Below are 17,735 nucleotides of genomic sequence, written 5' to 3' on the forward strand. Positions count from 1 at the left end.
GGTCCGGTCCGCGTCACTAGACTGGATCGGTGACTTCCACCGACGAAACCCCGCTCACCGCGGACGAGTTCTCCGACCGCGTGCTCGCCGTTCTCGCCGCGACGGCCGTGGCCCCGACCGCGGGGCGCGCGCCGGCGCCGGACGCCCCCGACGGGGGATCCAGCCTGCAGCTGTACCTCATGGACGGACTGCTCGAGGCGCTGGAGTGGGCCAACGACGGGGTCGGGTCCGACGAGGCGGCCTGCATGTGGCTCGCCGGTCTGCGCTGGTACCGCCTGGCGACGGGCGGCTTCCCCCCGGGTGCGCCCGAACCGCAGCCGCGGTGGATCGACCGGGCCTTCGGCGCGCTGGCGGTCCGCGGCATCGCGCCGGCGGACCCGCAGGACCTCGCGGGGCTGGCGCACCCTGACATGGGCTCCGTGGGCCGCCCGCACCTGCCCGCCGCCGACGGGCCGGGCGTCCTGGCCCGGGCCGCGGTGTGCGCCCTCCTCCCCCGCGTCACGCGCGCCACGACGGCCAAGCTGGCCACGGACGCCGCGGCGCTGACCCACGGCGCGCCGGACGCGACCGCGGCCGCCGCGCGGGCGGCGATCCTGGTGCGGGACGCCTTGGCCGGATCGGACGCTGCGTCGGATGCCGACGACCACTCCGGTGGGTCCGCGGACGGAGCATGGGCGTCCCTGCGGGCCGCGGTGTCGGCGGTGACGGCGGCCGGGGAACTGCTCCGGGAGCGTCCCGCCCGCTCTGCGGAACGGGGGACCGCGGCGGCCCTGTTCGACGCGGCGACGCGCCCGCTGGCCGGCCGCCCCGCTGCCGCCGCCTTCGCGGGGGCGCTCGTGGCCGCAGCGCACGGAACGGCCGCCCTGCCGGAGGACTGGGAGGCCCGCACGGCGTCGGCGGGGGTCATGAGGGAAATGACGCGGCGCTGGCGCCGCGTCACGTTCGGCTAGGCCGCCGTCGTGCCCTTGGCGCGCGCGGCACGTCCGGGCCGCCGCGCCGGAGCGCCCCGACGTCCGCCCCGGGTGCGCAACGGCGGACCGGGACTCAGCTGCCGGCGGGCCAGATGCCGCCGACCATCTGCAGGAACTCGCCCTCGGCGAGCACCTCGATGCTGGCCCCGTTGTCCCTGAGCCGCAACACGTGCTTGGCCTTGGACGTCAGGCGGCCGCCCCGCAGGTCCGAGGCGGTGAACCCGTCGCCCACGACCAGCGCGGAGGTCTTCCGCGTCACGCGGCTGGCCGTGGCCGCGCCGACCGCGGCGGCCCGGTTCTTCGCTTCCTGCCGGCTGATGCCGAGGTTGCCGGTGAAGACCACGTTCTGCCCGAAGAGCGGATGGGTGGAGTCGGCATCCGGGTTCGGCGCGGGATCCACTCCCTCCTGCGGCCACACGGCCCAGTCCGGCTGCCGCGGGACCTCGCCGGCCGAGCTGCGCCAGTTGCGCGCGTCGGAGGTCGCCTTGGACAGCGGGTCGCCGGGCGCGTAGGCCTCGGCCCGGCCGCCGCGAACGCCCAGCCCATCCATCAGCCCGTCGACGGTGGCGGCGCCGTGGATCCTCCCGATGTCGATCATGATCCCGGCGCAGGCGCGGGCGTCCTCGACGGCGTCGTGGTGGTTCCTCAACGGCACGCCCGCCGCCTCGGCGACGAACGGCAGTGAGTACGACGCCAGCTGGTAGCTGCGCCGGGACAGGATCACGGTGCATGCGTAGTCGTAGGCCGGTCCGGACAGCTCGGACACCTCCAGGGCCGACCGGATCACGCCCAGGTCGAAGGCGGCGTTGTGCGCGACGATCGTGTCCCTGCCGACGAAGTCCGCGATGCGCGGGAACACCTCGCCGAAGCGTGGCGCGTCGGCGACCCTGTCGGCGGTGATGCCGTGGATCTGGACGTTCCGCGGATCGAAGTGGTCATAGCCGGCCGGGGGGCGCATGAGCCAGGAGGCCTCCTCGACGATCAGCCCTCCGCGGACCCTGCTGAGTCCGATGCTGCAGGCCGACCCACGGAAGCCGTTCGCCGTCTCGAAGTCGATGGCGGTGAAGTCGTAGGACATCTCGCTGTGCACCGCCCTACGCGGCCGGGCCGTCGACGGCGTCCTCGGCGCGCGCCCGCCGCACCTTGCGGACCTTGCTGACGACGAAGTACAGGAGGTACAGCACGACGGCGGCAATCACCACCTTCTGGAAGATCCCCGCGTACTCCTCCACGATGTGCCAGTTCTCGCCGAGGTAGAAGCCGGCGACCACGAAGATGGAGTTCCAGATGAGGCTGCCGGCGGTCGTGAGGCCGATGAACTTCCATTGCGGCATCGCGGTGACGCCCGCGGGAATCGAGACCAGGCTCCGGAAGAGGGGCACCATCCGGCCGAAGAACACCGCCTTCGCGCCGTGGCGGTCGAACCACGCCTCGACCCGATCGACGTCGTTCAGGTCCATCAGCGGCACCTTGGCGAACAGCCGGCGCGTCCGCTCCCGGCCGAGCGCCCGCCCGATCCAGTACAGCGCGACGGCGCCCACCAGGGAACCGAGCGTCGTCCAGAACAGCGCCTCGACCAGCGTGAAGGATCCGCGGCTGGCGGTGAACCCGGCCAGCGGCAGGATGACTTCAGACGGCAACGGCGGGAACAGGTTCTCCAACGCGATCGCCAGTCCCGCGCCGGGGGCGCCGATCGTCTCCATGAGGTTGACCGCCCAGTCGGCGATGTCCGAGAGGAGTCCCCCCGAGGACGGGGTCGGGTCCTGCAGGGCTGTCTGGAGCGCAATCATAGTCTTCATCGCCTACAAGTCTGCCTTAGTCCGCGGACGATTGGCCGGACCGCGCCCGGGGGTGTGGTGAAGGACTCAGCCGCGGGACCGGGCGCCCAGCGCCTCGACGATGTGCGGCAGCAGCGATCTGAAGGCCTGCCCGCGGTGGCTGATGGCGTTCTTCCGCTCCGGCGAGAGCTCCGCGCAACTGGTCTCCAGTCCCTCGGGACGCAGGATCGGATCGTAGCCGAAACCGCCCGTGCCGCGCGGCTCGCGCAGCAGGGTTCCGGCGAGGCGGCCGATCTCGACGCGCTCCCCGCCGCCCGGGACGGCGAGCGCCGCCGCGCACACGAACGCCGCAGCGCGGTGGGACTCGCCGATGTCGGCCAGCTGGTCCAGCAGCAGACGCAGGTTGGCGGCGTCGTCCCCGTGGGAGCCGGCCCACCGGGCGGAAAAGATGCCCGGCGCCCCGCCGAGCACGTCGACGGAGAGCCCCGAATCGTCGGCGATGGCGACCAGGCCGGTCGCCTCCGCCACGGCGCGGGCCTTCAGCAGGGAGTTCTCCTCGAAGGTGGTCCCGGTCTCGGGGACGTCGGGGGCGCCGACCGCGGCGGCGTCGACGACCTGCGCGTCGACGTCGAGCCCGGGGACGCGGTCGCGGAGCAGTTCCCGCAGCTCCCGCAGCTTGCCGGCGTTGCGGGTCGCGAGGACCAGGACGGGGCGGGATCCGGGGGCGTCCGCCGGGGATGCGGTCACGCCGCCTCCCCCAGCGTCTCGCGCTGGATCCGGGACAGCTCGACGGTGCCGGCGAGCGCGAGGTCCAGCAGGCGGTCCAGCTCGTCCCGGTCGAACGGCGCGCCCTCGGCGGTCCCCTGCACCTCCACGAACTTCCCGGACCCCGTGACGACGACGTTCATGTCGGTCTCGGCGCGGACGTCCTCCACGTAGGGCAGGTCGAGCATGGGGACGCCGTCGATGATGCCCACGCTGACGGCGGCGACCGTGTCGCGGAGGACCCGGGCGTTGGGCTTGATGAGCTTCTGCTCGCGTGCCCAGCGCACGGCCTCGGCCAGCGCGACGTAGGCGCCGGTGATCGCGGCGGTGCGCGTCCCGCCGTCGGCCTGCAGCACGTCGCAGTCCAGGACGATGGTGTTCTCGCCGAGCGCCTTGGTGTCGATGATGGAACGCAGGGAACGGCCGATCAGGCGGGAGATCTCGTGGGTCCGGCCGCCGATCTTGCCCTTGACGGACTCGCGGTCCGAGCGCGTGTTGGTCGCGCGGGGCAGCATCGCGTACTCGGCGGTCACCCATCCGCTGCCCTCGCCCTTGAGCCAGCGCGGCACCCCGGCGGTGAAGGACGCGGTGCACAGCACGCGCGTGTTGCCGAACTCGATGAGGGCGGAACCCTCCGCCTGCGTCGACCAGCCGCGGGTGATGCTGATGGGGCGGAGCTGGCCGGGGGTGCGCCCGTCGGCGCGCAGGACGGTGGACTCGGTGGTGGCGTCAGTCATGCGTCCAAGTCTAGGGGCCGAGGGACCCGCGCCGAGCGCAGCGAGCCGCGGGAGGCCACTGGACGCTAGGGGCCGAGGGACCCGCGCCGAGCGCAGCGAGCCGCGGGAGGCCACTGGACGCTAGGGGCCGAGGGGCCCGGGTCAGGCGCGGGTCGGGTCCTTGGCCTCGGGCGGATCCGCCGGCTCCCCCAGGCGGTCGCCGGACCAGACGCCGTAGGTGACGCCGGAGACGGCGACGGCCAGCCCGCCCCCGTAGGTCTCGCGGGCCTCGTCCACCACGGTGTTGATGTCCGTCCACACCGGGACGTGGGTGAGGAGCAGGCGGCGTGCGCCGGCCGCGGTGGCCATCTCCCCGGCGCGCTTGCCGGTGAGGTGCACGCCGTCGATCCCGTCGTCGCGCCCCTCCTCGAACGCGGCCTCGCACAGGAACATGTCGGCGTCGGCGGCGGCCTCGATCAGGCCGTCGCAGGTGTCGGTGTCCCCGGAGTAGGCCAGCACGGAGGTGCGCACCGACCCGTCGGCCAGCGGTTCGCGGGCCTCGACGCGGAGCGCGTACGCCTCCTCCACGGGGTGGCGCACGGGAACCGCGGTGATCGTGAAGGGGCCGAGTTCCACGGGCTCGCGGGCCGCCCAGGAGTTGAAGTCGAAGTCCTCGTGCATGCCGGGATCCAGCGGGAGCCCGTAGGCGGTTGCCATCCGGTCCGCGGTGGCCGCGGGTCCCCAGACGGTGACGCGGTCGCGGTTCCAGCCCGCCGGGTCCCAGTGCACCGCCACATGCAGTCCGCACAGGTCCATGCAGTGGTCCGGGTGGAGGTGGCTGAGGAAGATCGCGTCGATGTCCTTGAGGTCCATGTACCGCTGGAGGACGCCGAGGGAACCGCTCCCGAGGTCCAGCAGAATCCGCCACGGGCGGAAGCCGTCGTGCGCGGTGACCAGGTAGCACGACGCCGGCGAGCCGGGGCCCGGAAAGGAGCCGCTGCAGCCCACGATCGTGAGCTTCATGGCCGCGCCCCCGCGGCGGCGTTCGCCCGGGCGATCATCTCCGGGGTGATGCGGGCCATGGAGCCCGTCGGGTAGCGCGCCGAGACGTGGTCGACGTGCTCCACCCCCAGGACCTCCGGACCGAGGAACCGGCGGGCCAGCACCTCGAAGGAGTCCGCGTCCCCGGTGGCGACGAAGTGGTGGGTGGGCTCCGTGCCGTCGGGCCGGGACAGACCGTGCCGCAGCAGAGCGCCGTAGACGTCCTTTGCGGTCTCCTCCGCGCTGGAGACGAGCGTGACCGCGTCGCCCATCACGTAGGAGAGGACGCCCGTGAGCAGCGGGTAGTGAGTGCAGCCCAGCACCAGGGTGTCGACCCCGGCGGCCTTGAGCGGCGCGAGATAGTGCTCGGCCGTCTCGAGCAACTCGTCGCCGGTGGTGATGCCGCGTTCGACGAACTCCACGAACCGCGGGCACGCCGCGGACGAGATGGCGAGGTGCGGCGCGGCGGCGAAGGCGTCCTCGTAGGCCCGGGAGCCCACGGTCGCCGCGGTGCCGATGACCCCGATGCGCCCGTTGCGGGTGGCCGCGACCGCGCGGCGCACGGCCGGCTGGATGACCTCGACGACGGGGATCCCGTACCGGGCGGTGTAGCGCTCGCGCGCGTCGCGCAGCACCGCCGAGGAGGCCGAGTTGCACGCGATGACCAGCAGCTTCACGCCGGAATCCACCAGTTCGTCCATCACGCCCAGCGCGTTGGCGCGGACCTCGGCGATGGGCAGTGGCCCGTAGGGGCTGTTGGCCGTGTCGCCCACGTACAGCGTGGACTCGTGGGGCAGCTGGTCGATGATGGCGCGGGATACGGTGAGGCCGCCGACGCCGGAGTCGAAGATCCCCAGCGGCGACGATGCTCGCGGGGAGGACACCGTGTCCGCGAAGGAGCGCGGGCCTGGAAGGTGTGTCATGGTCATCAGAGAATACTGCCTGCGGCGCCGGAGCCCGGCGTCCGCGACCGAAGTGTCGGCCACGTCACAGTGACTCGTTGAGCGCCTGCATCAGCGATTCCTGCAGCCAGGTGACGAAGTTGTAGACCAGCGCCAGGTACTCGTCGACGTTCTCGGCCGCGCTCCAGTCGTCGAAGGCGTGGACCCGCGCCGCGTCCTCCTCCGTCTCGAGCCCGAGGCGCTGCGCGAGGACCAGCCGGACGTCGTTGAGCGCCGCGGCGAACTTCGGGGCCGTCCCGGGGGCGAGCAGCACGGGCGAGGTCTCCACGGCCAAAGCGGCCGCGCGCAGCGCGCCGACCTTCGCTTCGCGCAGGCCCCGCTCCGTCAGGCGGCGGAACTCCAGGGAGGCCTCGGCGTCGTCCCGCACCGCATCCGGAAGCAGCCGCAGGACGGCGTCGTCCGTCGGCGCGGCGAAGTCGACGGCGTGGGCCCGCGGATCCATCCCGACCACCGCCCACAGCGGGTCCTCGTCCGCCGCTCCGGAGACCGGAGGCTCGGGCTCGAGCATGGTCACGACATCCTCGAAGAGGCTGCGCAGGAGGTCCCGCTCCGCCTTCTCCAAGTGGCAGGTCAGGCCACGGTGGGTGCTCTTGAACGCCTTGGCCACGCTCAGGACTCGTCGGCGCGCTGGAGGGTGGCCCACAGGCCGAAGGCATGCATCGCGGCCACGTCGGCCTCGATCTTCTCCCGCGTTCCGCTGGAAACGACGGAGTGGCCGTTCTGGTGGACCTCCAGCATCAGCGCGTCGGCCTTGGCCTCGCTGTAGCCGAAGTGGCTGCGGAAGACGTAGCTCACGTAGCTCATCAGGTTCACGGGATCGTTCCAGACGATCAGCACGTACGGGACATCGAGTTCGACGCGTCCCTCGGTCTCGGCCCGGGGAAGGACCTCGGTCTGGGCGGTGATCACTGGCATGGCTCCATTCTACGACCGACCCGCGCGCGCCCGGGCTAGAGTGGCAGAAAGGGCGGGGAGCCGCCGCCCTGCCGATCCCGCCGACCGAGGAGTCCCTCCCATGTGGCAGCAGCCCACCTCGCTCTTCACCGACCACTACGAGCTGACCATGCTGCAGGCCTCGCTGCATTCGGGCGCCGGACACCGCCGGTCCGTCTTCGAGGCCTTCGCCCGCCGCCTGCCCGACGGCCGCCGCTACGGCGTCGTGGCCGGGACCGGCCGCATTCTCGAGGGGTTGGAGCACTTCCGCTTCGGCGCGGAACAGCTGGAGTTCCTCGAGCGCAACCGCGTCGTCGACTCCCGCACGCTGGAGTACCTGGAGGGATTCCGCTTCACCGGCGACATCTTCGGCTACGCGGAGGGCGATCTTTACTTCCCGGGCTCGCCGATCCTCATCGTGGAGTCCACCTTCGCGGAGGCCTGCGTCCTGGAGACCTTCATCCTGTCCGCACTCAACCACGACTCGGCCATCGCCTCCGCGGCGTCGCGGATGGTCGCGGCGGCGGGCAGCCGGCCGTGCATCGAGATGGGTTCACGGCGCACGCAGGAGGAGTCGGCGGTCGCCGCGGCTCGGGCGGCGGTCATCGCCGGGTTCTCGAGCACGTCCAACCTCGAGTCGGGACAGCGCTACGGCCTGAAGACCGTGGGCACGGCCGCGCACTCCTTCACCTTGCTCCACGACTCCGAGCGCGAGGCCTTCGAGGCCCAGGTCGCGTCCATGGGCCGGGACACCACGCTGCTCGTGGACACCTACGACGTCGAACAGGGCGTGCGGACGGCCGTGGAGGTCGCCGGCCCGGAACTGGGCGCCGTCCGGCTGGACTCGGGCGACCTCGTGGAGCAGGCGCGCTGGGTCCGGACGCTGCTGGACGACCTCGGCAACCACAACACCCGCATCCTGGTGACGTCCGACCTCGACGAGTACGCGATCGCCGCGCTCCAGTCGGCGCCCGTGGACGCCTACGGGGTCGGCACGTCGCTGGTCACCGGCTCCGGGGCCCCCACCGCCTCCATGGTCTACAAGCTCGTCAGCCGCCGGAACGACGCCGGCGAGTTCGTCGACGTCGCGAAGGCCGCCAAGAACAAGTCCAGCGTCGGGGGGCGCAAGTTCGCTCTGCGCCGCCTCAACGAGCGCGGACGGGCGACGGCCGAGCTGGTCGGCGTGGGCGAGCGCCCCGCCGGGGACGCCAACGACCGCGACCTGCTGCACCAGTTCGTCGACGGCGGAGAGCTGCTGCCCGGCTGGACGGGGCACGAGGGAGTGCTGCGCGCAGCCCAACGCCACCACGACAGCGTGCAGGAGCTGCCGGGCGTCGCCCGCAGGCTGCAGCGCGGCGAGCCGGTCGTCCCGACCGAGTTCGTGGACGAGGCGCGGCAGGCCGGGGCGGCGCTCTAGGACATCATCGAAAAGGCAACGGTGGGGCCCCCGGGGCTCCGGAAGGCGGCATGATGGGTAAGGCACTGATCATCGTGGACGTGCAGAACGACTTCTGCGAGGGCGGCTCGCTGGCCGTCGACGGCGGCGCGGCGGTGGCCGCGGCCCTCGCGGCGCACGTCCGGGACCACCCCGGCGAATACGACGCCGTCGTCGCGACCCAGGACTGGCACATCGACCCGGGCACCCACTTCTCCAGCGAACCCGACTTCGTCGACAGCTGGCCGAGGCACTGCGTCGCGGGGACGCCCGGCGCCGACCTCCACCCAGCGCTGGCCACCGCCCTGCCGCCCGGACGGATCGACGCCTTCTTCCGGAAGGGTCGCTACGAGGCCGCCTACTCGGGGTTCGAGGGGCGCCTGGCCGCCCCGGAAGCGGACGACGCCCCCGAGCCCGGGCCGACCCACCGGGCGCCGGGTGTGCCGCTGGCGCGCTGGCTGGCCGACCGCGGCATCGACGAGGTCGAGATCGCGGGCATCGCCACGGACCACTGCGTGCGCGCCACGGCGCTCGCCGCGGTGGACGCCGGCCTGACGACCGCCGTGCTGGCCCCGTTGACCGCCGCCGTCAGCCCGGACAACGCGCGGGCCGTCTTCGACGAGCTGCGGCGCGCCGGTGTGCAGATCCACGCGGATTAGGCCCCGTCATTCCGGTTCCGGCGCCTCCAGACTCGCGAGACCGACCGTGTTGCCCTCGCTGTCGAGGATGAACGCCTGCCATTCCGCCGTGCCCGCGGTGCCGAGCGCGTCGTCGTCGTGCCGGAAGATCATCCGCGGCTCGCCGACGACGGCGACACCCTCGGCCCGCAGCCGCCGCACCGCGGCGCGGACGCTGTCCACGCGCAGGTAGATCAGGGAGCTCGGGGCTCCCGCCTCCAGGAGCAGCCGGGTGCCCCCGAGGCGGAAGAACACCAGCCCGGGCGGGTCGAAGCGGCCGACCGGCCCCGTGCCGAGCAGCCGGGTGTAGAAGTCCGTGGCGCGCGGCAGGTCGGTCGCGCGCTGGGCCACCTGCAGCAGTTCCATCCCGGGGCCTCCTCCGTCGGGGCTTCCGCCGGCCTGGGCGGGCGGGTCCGGGCGCCCGCGGCCCGGTGCGCACAGCGTAGCCGAAGCCCCGGGCGCCCACGAGGCCGGGGTCGCCGATGGCATGGGCCGCCGACCGGCGCGCCGACAGCGGGAGCCTAGACAACGGGAGCCTAGACAACGGGAGCCTAGACAACGGGAGCCTATGCGGCGCCGGCGCCGAGAAGTGCACGGACCGCGATGCCGACGGGTTCCGGGCCGGAACGGGTCCGGGCCGGAAACGGATCACGTGCGCTCCGCGCTACCTGCGGCCGACGAACCAGTCCTGCAGCTTGGTGAGCCTCTTCGTCAGCTGATCGGCGCTCGCCTGGGCCACGGCCGGGCCGCCGCAGACCTCGCGCAGCTTGGTGTGGATGACCCCGTGCGGCGTTCCGGTGCGCGCGGACCAGGCCGAGACATTCTTGGAGAGCTCGCTGCGCAGGTCCATCAGCCGCCGGTGGTCCACGACCGGAGGCAAGGTCCCGTCCCCCTGCACGGCGGACTTGCGCCCGCGGCGCGTCGCGTGCTCCTGCTGGCGCTGCCGCAGGAGCATGCCCACCTGGTCGGCGTCCAGGAGGCCGGGAATGCCCAGGAAGTCCTGTTCCTCCTCCGACCCCATGGATCCACCGGTGCCGAACTCGCCGCCGTCGTAGAGCACGCGGTCGAAGGCGGCCTGCGAGTGGAGGGCCTCGAACTTCTGTTTGGTCAGCGCGTCCGACGCCTTGTCCTCCCGGTTGGCCTCGTCCATGAGGGCCTCCTCGGGAACGAAGTCGGGGTCCTCCACGTGCTTCTCGGGGCGGTCCAGCGCGTGGTCGCGCTCCACCTCCATCTGGTTCGCGAGCTCCATGAGGATCGGCACCGAGGGCAGGAAGACGGACGCGACCTCGCCGCGCTTGCGCGAGCGCACGAAGCGGCCGACGGCTTGGGCGAAGAACAGCGGAGTGGACGTGGACGTCGCGTAGACCCCGACCGCCAGGCGGGGGACGTCGACACCCTCGGACACCATGCGCACCGCGACCATCCACCGCGCGTCCCCGGCGGAGAACTCCTCGATCTTGGACGAGGCCTTCGCGTCGTCGGAGAGGATCGTCGTGACCGGCTCGCCCGTGATGCGCTTCAGTTGGGCCGCGTACGCCCGGGCGTCCTCGTGGTCGGTCGCGATCACGAGCGCGCCCGCGTCCGGGATCGTCCTCCGAACCTCGGTCAGCCGACGGTCGGCGGTGGCCAGCACCGACGGGATCCACTCCCCCTGCGGATTCAGGGCGGTGCGCCAGGCGTGCGCGGTGATGTCCTTGGCGAAACCCTCGCCGAGCTGGGCCTCCATCTCCTCGCCCGCGGAGGTCCGCCACCGCATCTGGCCCGAGTACGCCATGAAGATCACCGGACGGACCACGCTGTCCTTGAGGGCGTCGCCGTAGCCGTAGACGTAGTCCGCCTTGGAGCGCCGGATCCCGTCCTTGCCCTCCGCGTATTCGACGAAGGGGATCGGCGCGGTGTCCGACCGGAACGGCGTACCGGTCAGGGCGAGCCGGCGGGTGGCCGGTTCGAACGCCTCGCGGATGCCGTCGCCCCAGCTCAGCGCGTCGCCGCCGTGGTGGATCTCGTCGAGGATGACCAACGTGCGCGCGGCTTCCGTCTTGGCCCGGTGCAGCAGCGGCTTGCTTGCGACCTGGGCGTACGTGACGGCAACGCCGATGTAGCCGGACCCGTGGCGGCCATCGGCGTTCCTGAAGTTGGGGTCGATCGAGAGTCCGATGCGTGCGGCGGCGTCCGCCCACTGCCTCTTGAGGTGGTCGGTGGGCGCCACGACGGTGATCCGGTTGACCGTGCCGGCGTCCACCAGCATCGCGGCAACGCGCAGCGCGAACGTCGTCTTGCCGGCACCCGGGGTCGCGACGGCCAGGAAGTCCCGCGGGCCCTTGGCGAAGTAGGACTCCAGCGCCTCGGTCTGCCACTGGCGGAGCTTCGGGGCCGTGCCCCAGGCGGCGCGCTCCGGGTACGCGGGCGGCATGTCCTCACCCAGATGGAACAGGGCGTCGTCCACGGCCAACCTCCTTGGAACGCTCGATGGCGTGTGTCATGGCGGGCCGCCGGCCCTGCCGCTGCTTCGATCGTCCGTCCGCGCGCGCCGGACGCGGGCGCGCGGAACCGGCCGCCGACGGGATACGCCGGGCGGGCGGAACTACTTCTTGTCGTCCCCGCCGGGACGGATGCCCTCGTAGATTTCCTTGCACTCGGGGCACACCGGGAACTTCTGCGGATCGCGGCCCGGCGTCCACACCTTGCCGCAAAGCGCGATCACCGGCTCGCCGGTGAGGGCGGACTCCATGATCTTTTCCTTGCGGACATAGTGCGCGAAGCGCTCGCGGTCCCCCGGCTCGACCTCCTGGAGCTGCTCCTCGCGTTCGATGGTCGCGGTGCCTCCCCCGGTGCGGGGGTCGCGGGGATCGTTCTCGAAGGGGTCTGCAGGCAAGCTCATGCGTCCCAGTCTACCAACCGTCGGCGGCCCCGTCGGCGCCCAGCGCGAGCTCCCCCACGACGCGTGGGACCACGCGGGGGACACGACGCCGAACCACGGACGGCCGGCGCCGGTTCCGGGCGGCCCCGGGCGTGGCCCGCCGACGCGGTCTAGCGATTCAGGACGGTCGCCTGCATGAGCTCGGGCAGGCGGGCGTCCCACCAGCGGCCGCCGAGCCTGAGTCCGATGCCGAACAGCACGGCGCCCACGAGCGGTCCCACGGCGAGCGCCCACCAGCCGTACACCGCGTCGCCCGTGACCAGCTGGGCCACCAGCAGCGCGCCCGCCGGCAGCAGCAGGACCGTCATGACCAGCATCGTCGCCACCTGCACCACCATCATCCGCACTCCGGCGCCGGGGGGCGTCTTGAAGGGGCTGTCACCCGGCTGCGGCACGGCGTAGGTGAAACGCGCGGAGGCGACCGACGACACGCCGAAGCCGCTCAGCAGCGCCCCGACCGACACACCGAGCACGGCGGGCAGCATTTCCGTCTGTCCGAGCAGCAGGGGCGGGAGGACCGCGGCCACCAGCACCACGGGGACGGAGATCACGGCGCAGGCGACGACCCTCCCCAGCCGGTCGTCGACGCCACGCAGGCCCGACACGACGTGCAGCGCGAAAGCCGTGCTGTCGTACGAGACGTCGGCGGAGATGCTGAAGGACAGCAGGATCGCGAGCACCGGCGCCAGATAGAGCAGGAACGAGTAGTTCCCCGACTGGGCCGACCAGTACACGGCCAGCACGGGAAGCAGCGGGACCACGATGATGCTGACGGCGTACCGCGGGTCGCGCAGCCAATAGATCAGCGCCCGCCCGGCCACGGCGCCCCAGGGGGTCGCGGGGAAAAAGCGCAGCGCCCCGATGCCCTCGGCGCCCTTGCCTCCGCCGCTCTCGCGCGGCGGCGTCTCGAGCGCCCGCAGGAGCGAGCCCTTCCACAGCCAGAGGACTCCGGCCAGGTAGGCCACCGAGAGCGCGAACCGGGCGGCCGCCGTCGCCCAGGCGCCCGCCGCCACGTCGGCCGGGACGGCCGCGAAGGAGCCGAGCGGCGTCCAGCCCAGAGCCGTGGCGGCGGTCGGCAGCCACGCCATGGCACCCTCGATGCCCGCGGTGGCGCTGCTGATGATGGGGCCCAGAAGGACAAGCGGCACGATCAGGAGCATCGCGGCGATCTCCCGGAAACGCCTGCTCCCCGTCAGCGCAGTGGCGGCGGCGGAGGTCAGGCGGGCGGCGGCGAGGCAGAGCACCGCGGCGAGGATGCCGCAGGCGACGGCCGCGACGGCCGCCGCGGGCGAGGCCCGCCAGGCCAGTCCCTGCCCGGCGAGCAGCAGCAGGGTGACGACGCCGGGTACGCCGATGAATCCACTGAGCAGCAGGCCGGTGACGAGTTGGCGCGGGGGGATGGTGAACGTGGTGAACCGCGCGGGGTCCAGCGTGAGGTCCACACCGGTGAAGACGACCGGGATGAGGGCCCAGCCCAGCACGGTGGCCGAGACGGCCAGCACCAGGGCCGTGCCGATGGTGTCCGCCCCCTGCCCGCCGAGGAAAAAGAGACCGACGAGCAGCATGGCGGTCACGAAGAGCCCGTACAGGCCGCCGATGATCACGCCGACGAGCTGCCACGGACTGCGGCGGAAGCCGTTGGCCAGCAGCCGCGCCTTGAGCCTCAGGAGGTGTGCAACCACGAGAGCCCCTGACTGGTGCCGCGGCCGCCGACGAGCTCGACGAACCTGTCCTCGAGGCTGGACCCCGCGCGGACCTCCTCGACCGTCCCGGACGCCAGCAGGTTGCCCTGGGCGATGACCGCGACGTGGGTGCACATGCGCTGGACCAGATCCATGACGTGGCTGGAGACGACGACGGTCCCGCCGTGGCCGACGTAGTCGGTCAGGATGTCGCGGATGTTTGCCGCGGACACCGGGTCCACGGCCTCGAACGGCTCGTCCAGCACCAGGACGCGGGGAGAGTGGATCAGGGCGGTGGCGAGGGCGATCTTCTTCGTCATGCCGGCCGAGTAGTCGACCACGAGCTTCGACGCCGCGTCCTCGAGATCGAGCACGCGGAGCAGGTCGTCGGTGCGCTCCTGCACGGTGGCGGTGTCCATTCCGCGCAGCAGTCCGGCGTAGGTCACGAGCTGGCGTCCGGTGAGCCGGTCGAAGAGCCGGACGCCGTCGGCCAGGACGCCGAGCAGCGACTTGGCGCCCAGCGTGTCCTTCCAGACGTCGCGTCCGTGGATCCAGACCTGTCCGGCGTCCGGCCGCAGCATCCCGGTGGCCATGGACAGGGCGGTGGTCTTGCCCGCGCCGTTGGGTCCCACGAGGCCGTAGAAGGAGCCGGCCGGGACGTCGAGGCTGATCCCGTTGACGGCTGCCTTCTCGCCGAAACGCTTGCCCAGCCCGCGGATGGCGATGGCCGGCGCCGGGCCGGCGGTGTGTGCGGAAGTCATACGCCGAACCTAGCAGCGGCGGGCGCACGCTGGCATCATCCCTCGGGACGAATCCCGGGCCGCGCCCCGGCCGGGGGGCCCGGGCGCGTCATCCCTGCGGACGACGGAACCACGGCTGGCGGTCCTCCGCTGACCCACGGCGGCGGGCCCCGGATCCGCCGTCGCTGCCGCCCGTCGGCCGCCCGGCCCGGCCCGGGCTCCCCCGTTAGAAGAGCACGCGCGCCAGGGCTTGGCGCGACGCGGCGACCCGCGGGTCCTGGTTGCCGACGACCGAGTACAGCTCGACGAGGCGCGCGCGGGCCGTCTCCCGGTCGTCGCCGCCGGTTCGGCCGATCAGCGCGACGAGCCGCGCGAACGCGTCCTCGACGTGCCCGCCGGTGAGATCCAGGTCCGCGACGGCCAGCTGGTCATCCACGGAATCGGGGTTCTCCGCTGCGGACCGCCGGACCGCCTCCAGGTCCGCTCCCGTGGTGCGGCGGAGCAGCTCGACGTGCGCCAGCCCGGTGGCCGCGTCGTGGTCGTTGGGCTTCTCCGCCAGGGCCTTGCGGTAGGCGGCCGCGGCGCCGTCGAAGTCGCCGGCGTCGATCGCGTCCATCGCCTCCTGGTGGAGGGGCGGCACGGGGGCCTCCTCCGGCGCCCCGCCGAACGGTGGCACGGTGCCCGCGACGCCGTGCTGCACGCCCAGCTGGAGGAGCTCGTCCAGGAGCGACCGGAGCTGGTCCTCGGCCATGGCCCCCTGGAACATCGGCACGGGCTGGCCGTTGAGCAACGCCACGACCGCCGGGACCTGCTGGATGCGGAAGGCCTGCGCGATGGCCTGTTCGCGGTCGGTGTCCACCGTCGCGAGGACCAGGCGTCCGGCGTAGCCGTCCACGGCCCGGCCGATGGCCGCGTCGAGCTGGGCCGAGGCCGGGACGCCGCCGCTGCCGAGCGAGACGACGACGGGAACGCGGTTGGAGAGCTGGATCAGCTCGGGGAACTCCTGCTGGGTGACCGACCGGACCCAGGTGTCGCCCGTGGCGGCCGGTGCCGGGGATCCGGCTCCGGCGGTTCCCGGAGTCCCGGACGGCGCAGCCCCGTCGGCGGAGGCGGCCGCGGGGCCGCCGGCGAGCGAGGAGAGGTCGAAGGCGCCGCGCGAGGAGGCCGCCCCTGTTTCGTCTGTGCTGGTCATGGTCTCTACCTTATGCAAAACGGCCGCCACGCGCCGAAAGCGGCGCGTGGCGGCCGAGGGTCCGGTCCGCGGCGTTTCTTGCTAGCCGGCCACCTTGGCGGACAGCAGCGCGACGTCCCCGGCCACGAGCCGGATCTTGTCCTTGCCACCCGCCGCGGGGATGTAGAACACGACCGACTCGCCGTAGGAAAGGGAGGCCTGCTCCTTGGTGGTGGACGCGCCGGCAAGCTTCGCGCTCACGCTGTCCAGGCGCACGGTGCCGCCCTTCTGCTTGGGCTCGGCGCTCATCGTGCTGACGTAGTACGCCGTGACGATCGCGCCGCCGTCGGGCGTCCGCATCGCGGTCGTGCGCTTGTCGTCGACCCGTCGCGAGTACCAGATGTCCGCGTCCTTGTTGGACTTCTGGACCTCGCTCTGCCCCTCGTGCGTGGCCTTGATGAAGACGCTGTCGGCGAAGAGGTCGCTGTGGTCGGACCCGGGCTTGGTCAGGACCTCCCCCAGCCGCGCCGCCGCCGAGGCCGGCGAGGTCACGAGGCCCTTGGCGTGCGGCGTCGCGGTCGTCACCGAGGGGTCGCCCACCGCGATCCCCGGGAACTCCGAGCCGGGCAGCATCGAGACGCTGGAGACGAGCTTGTAGTTCGAGCGGGGGCTCTGCTGCTTGAGGACCAGCACCTGCGGGACCGTGGCCTTCTCCGCCTTCGTGACGACCGTCACCGTGCGGGGCCAGTCGGTCGTCGTCGTCACGGCCGCGGAGAGCACCGGGCCGGCGCCGACGGCCGCCGGGGCCGCCACCTTGATGCCGTCGGCGCGCTGGCCGTAGTTGGTCTCGCGCAGCTCCAGCGCGCGGCCGCCGACCCGGGACTGCAGCTTCTTGGCGTCCTTGGCCGCGTCGCCGTCGGCGACGGTCTCCGCGATGGAGTCCAGGATGCCCTCGAGCTGCACGTCGAGCAGGACGGCGTGGACGTCCGAGGACCGGTCCCCGGGCTCGGCGGCCGGCGCGGGCTCCGCGGAGCCGCTGGGCGAGGGTCCGGTGCTCGCCGACGCGGAAAGTGCCGGGGACAGGATGAGGGCGGCGGCGACGGCCACCGCGGCGCCGCGCAGGACGGTGGCGCCGGAGGCGCCCCCCGACTCCCCGCGTCGGCCGTGCGGCGTGGAGGCGGACACGGGCGCCGCCTGCGTCGCGGGACCGTCGTTCGGACCGGCGGCGCTGTGCGGACCGGCGGCGTTGTGCGGACCGGCGGCGGCCGTCGGCGCCCCGGCCGTTTCGGGTCCGACCGGCGCGGACGTTCCGTGGCCGTGGCCGCGGCCACGGCCGCCGCGTGCGGCCAGCGCCGCCAGCACGAGGCCCAGCACCAGAAGCAGGGAACCGCCGATGACAAGCGGCACCGCGAACGGCGTCCCGGCGTCGTTCGGCCACGTCACGGTGATGTCGGTGGGGGCGGCCTCGGTCCCGTCGGCGGCGAGGAGCAGCGACCATTGCCCATCGGCGGGCTCGGTCCACTGGTGTTCCAGCTGGCCCTCGAAGGTCTCGGTGGCGACCCACAGATCCGATTGCCCGGGATCGGGCACGGTGGCCTCGCCGTCCGTGTGCTCGGCGACCAGCACCTGGTTCTCCGCGTCGACGGAGGAGACGGTGTTGTGCGCGGCCTCGCCGACCCAGGCGTCGACGTCGGCGCTGCGGCCCAGCGCCGCGACGAACTCGCCGTCGCCCCTGATGGTGACCTCGACCGGGTCGCCGTGCACCGCGGAGATGCCCGGCTCGATCACGGTCACCGGCGCGTCCTCGAGCGGCGCGGGCACCGTCGCGGTCAGTGTCGCGGGCGGTGCCCAGAACGTCTGCTGGCCAATGCCCGTCACCAGGGCTGCGGCGCCCAGCAGGATCGCCAACACAGCTAATACTTTTCGCACTACACATCACCTAAC

At 72.9% G+C, this 17,735-nt stretch carries 18 protein-coding genes; 3 read left to right on the forward strand and 15 right to left on the reverse strand.

What is annotated here, in order from left to right; translation table 11 throughout:
* Window positions 1–29 precede the first annotated feature (29 nt).
* Window positions 30–950 carry an ADP-ribosylglycohydrolase family protein gene (locus ACETWP_RS01225; RefSeq protein WP_373970361.1) on the forward strand — a complete coding sequence of 307 codons (921 nt, stop codon included), beginning with the start codon at window positions 30–32 and terminating at the stop codon, window positions 948–950.
* A 94-nt stretch (window positions 951–1,044) separates the two neighbouring features.
* On the opposite strand, the gene ACETWP_RS01230 is transcribed toward ACETWP_RS01225, so the two are convergent.
* From ACETWP_RS01230 to clpS, 8 genes are all read right to left on the reverse strand, one after another.
* A complete protein-coding gene (locus tag ACETWP_RS01230) occupies window positions 1,045–2,049 on the reverse strand; it encodes a 3'-5' exonuclease (protein WP_373970362.1) in 1,005 nt (334 codons plus the stop codon).
* A 16-nt stretch (window positions 2,050–2,065) separates the two neighbouring features.
* Complete coding sequence (locus tag ACETWP_RS01235; protein ID WP_373970363.1) at window positions 2,066–2,770, reverse strand: DedA family protein; 705 nt, start codon at window positions 2,768–2,770, stop codon at window positions 2,066–2,068.
* A gap of 66 nt (window positions 2,771–2,836) precedes the next feature.
* A complete protein-coding gene (gene rdgB / locus ACETWP_RS01240) occupies window positions 2,837–3,496 on the reverse strand; it encodes an RdgB/HAM1 family non-canonical purine NTP pyrophosphatase (RefSeq protein WP_373970364.1) in 660 nt (219 codons plus the stop codon).
* Window positions 3,493–4,251, reverse strand: a complete 759-nt coding sequence (rph, locus tag ACETWP_RS01245) for a ribonuclease PH (RefSeq protein WP_373970365.1) — start codon at window positions 4,249–4,251, stop codon at window positions 3,493–3,495. The genes rdgB and rph overlap by 4 nt, the downstream gene beginning before the upstream one ends.
* A 141-nt stretch (window positions 4,252–4,392) precedes the next feature.
* The gene (locus ACETWP_RS01250) at window positions 4,393–5,253 is read right to left on the reverse strand and encodes an MBL fold metallo-hydrolase (protein ID WP_373970366.1); all 861 of its coding nucleotides are present in this window, start codon (window positions 5,251–5,253) and stop codon (window positions 4,393–4,395) included.
* Complete coding sequence (gene murI, locus ACETWP_RS01255) at window positions 5,250–6,194, reverse strand: glutamate racemase (RefSeq protein WP_373970575.1); 945 nt, start codon at window positions 6,192–6,194, stop codon at window positions 5,250–5,252. The genes ACETWP_RS01250 and murI overlap by 4 nt, the downstream gene beginning before the upstream one ends.
* Window positions 6,195–6,258: 64 nt before the next feature.
* Window positions 6,259–6,840 (reverse strand): DUF2017 domain-containing protein, encoded by a 582-nt coding sequence (locus ACETWP_RS01260; protein ID WP_373970367.1) that lies wholly within the window; start codon window positions 6,838–6,840, stop codon window positions 6,259–6,261.
* Between the two features lie 2 nt (window positions 6,841–6,842).
* Window positions 6,843–7,148, reverse strand: coding sequence for an ATP-dependent Clp protease adapter ClpS (clpS, locus tag ACETWP_RS01265; RefSeq protein ID WP_373970368.1), 306 nt, complete (start codon window positions 7,146–7,148; stop codon window positions 6,843–6,845).
* Between the two features lie 100 nt (window positions 7,149–7,248).
* On the opposite strand from clpS, the gene ACETWP_RS01270 reads away from it, so the two are divergent.
* Window positions 7,249–8,583 carry a nicotinate phosphoribosyltransferase gene (locus tag ACETWP_RS01270; RefSeq protein ID WP_373970369.1) on the forward strand — a complete coding sequence of 445 codons (1,335 nt, stop codon included), beginning with the start codon at window positions 7,249–7,251 and terminating at the stop codon, window positions 8,581–8,583.
* Window positions 8,584–8,636: 53 nt separating this feature from the next.
* The gene (locus tag ACETWP_RS01275) at window positions 8,637–9,260 is read left to right on the forward strand and encodes an isochorismatase family protein (protein WP_373970370.1); all 624 of its coding nucleotides are present in this window, start codon (window positions 8,637–8,639) and stop codon (window positions 9,258–9,260) included.
* Between the two features lie 6 nt (window positions 9,261–9,266).
* Here the strand turns inward: ACETWP_RS01275 and ACETWP_RS01280 are convergent, their stop codons facing one another.
* The 7 genes from ACETWP_RS01280 to ACETWP_RS01310 all read right to left on the reverse strand — a co-directional run bounded on the left by ACETWP_RS01280 (window position 9,267) and on the right by ACETWP_RS01310 (window position 17,702).
* Complete coding sequence (locus ACETWP_RS01280; RefSeq protein ID WP_373970371.1) at window positions 9,267–9,644, reverse strand: VOC family protein; 378 nt, start codon at window positions 9,642–9,644, stop codon at window positions 9,267–9,269.
* A 298-nt stretch (window positions 9,645–9,942) separates the two neighbouring features.
* Window positions 9,943–11,691, reverse strand: a complete 1,749-nt coding sequence (locus tag ACETWP_RS01285) for a DEAD/DEAH box helicase (RefSeq protein WP_373970576.1) — start codon at window positions 11,689–11,691, stop codon at window positions 9,943–9,945.
* Window positions 11,692–11,862: 171 nt separating this feature from the next.
* A complete protein-coding gene (locus ACETWP_RS01290) occupies window positions 11,863–12,159 on the reverse strand; it encodes a DUF3039 domain-containing protein (RefSeq protein ID WP_373970372.1) in 297 nt (98 codons plus the stop codon).
* Window positions 12,160–12,308: 149 nt separating this feature from the next.
* Window positions 12,309–13,880, reverse strand: a complete 1,572-nt coding sequence (locus ACETWP_RS01295; protein WP_373970373.1) for a transporter — start codon at window positions 13,878–13,880, stop codon at window positions 12,309–12,311.
* The gene (locus ACETWP_RS01300) at window positions 13,862–14,641 is read right to left on the reverse strand and encodes an ABC transporter ATP-binding protein (RefSeq protein ID WP_373970374.1); all 780 of its coding nucleotides are present in this window, start codon (window positions 14,639–14,641) and stop codon (window positions 13,862–13,864) included. Before ACETWP_RS01300 ends, ACETWP_RS01295 begins: the two co-directional genes overlap by 19 nt.
* Before the next feature lie 205 nt (window positions 14,642–14,846).
* A complete protein-coding gene (locus ACETWP_RS01305) occupies window positions 14,847–15,812 on the reverse strand; it encodes a tetratricopeptide repeat protein (RefSeq protein ID WP_373970375.1) in 966 nt (321 codons plus the stop codon).
* Between the two features lie 81 nt (window positions 15,813–15,893).
* Window positions 15,894–17,702 carry a hypothetical protein gene (locus ACETWP_RS01310; RefSeq protein ID WP_373970376.1) on the reverse strand — a complete coding sequence of 603 codons (1,809 nt, stop codon included), beginning with the start codon at window positions 17,700–17,702 and terminating at the stop codon, window positions 15,894–15,896.
* Window positions 17,703–17,735: the final 33 nt, after the last annotated feature.

It is taken from the genome of Arthrobacter halodurans, from assembly GCF_041877255.1.
GTDB classification, from domain to species: Bacteria; Actinomycetota; Actinomycetes; order Actinomycetales; family Micrococcaceae; genus Arthrobacter_N; species Arthrobacter_N halodurans.

Bases quoted from the DNA above. Each gene is read 5' to 3' on its own strand.
- murI (WP_373970575.1), bottom strand. From the start codon at position 6,194: ATGACACACCTTCCAGGCCCGCGCTCCTTCGCGGACACGGTGTCCTCC.
- ACETWP_RS01275 (WP_373970370.1), top strand. From the start codon at position 8,637: ATGGGTAAGGCACTGATCATCGTGGACGTGCAGAACGACTTCTGCGAG.
- ACETWP_RS01230 (WP_373970362.1), bottom strand. From the start codon at position 2,049: ATGTCCTACGACTTCACCGCCATCGACTTCGAGACGGCGAACGGCTTC.
- ACETWP_RS01280 (WP_373970371.1), bottom strand. From the start codon at position 9,644: ATGGAACTGCTGCAGGTGGCCCAGCGCGCGACCGACCTGCCGCGCGCC.
- ACETWP_RS01285 (WP_373970576.1), bottom strand. From the start codon at position 11,691: ATGCCGCCCGCGTACCCGGAGCGCGCCGCCTGGGGCACGGCCCCGAAG.
- rph (WP_373970365.1), bottom strand. From the start codon at position 4,251: ATGACTGACGCCACCACCGAGTCCACCGTCCTGCGCGCCGACGGGCGC.
- ACETWP_RS01235 (WP_373970363.1), bottom strand. From the start codon at position 2,770: ATGAAGACTATGATTGCGCTCCAGACAGCCCTGCAGGACCCGACCCCG.
- ACETWP_RS01290 (WP_373970372.1), bottom strand. From the start codon at position 12,159: ATGAGCTTGCCTGCAGACCCCTTCGAGAACGATCCCCGCGACCCCCGC.
- ACETWP_RS01250 (WP_373970366.1), bottom strand. From the start codon at position 5,253: ATGAAGCTCACGATCGTGGGCTGCAGCGGCTCCTTTCCGGGCCCCGGC.
- ACETWP_RS01270 (WP_373970369.1), top strand. From the start codon at position 7,249: ATGTGGCAGCAGCCCACCTCGCTCTTCACCGACCACTACGAGCTGACC.
- ACETWP_RS01305 (WP_373970375.1), bottom strand. From the start codon at position 15,812: ATGACCAGCACAGACGAAACAGGGGCGGCCTCCTCGCGCGGCGCCTTC.
- ACETWP_RS01300 (WP_373970374.1), bottom strand. From the start codon at position 14,641: ATGACTTCCGCACACACCGCCGGCCCGGCGCCGGCCATCGCCATCCGC.
- clpS (WP_373970368.1), bottom strand. From the start codon at position 7,148: ATGCCAGTGATCACCGCCCAGACCGAGGTCCTTCCCCGGGCCGAGACC.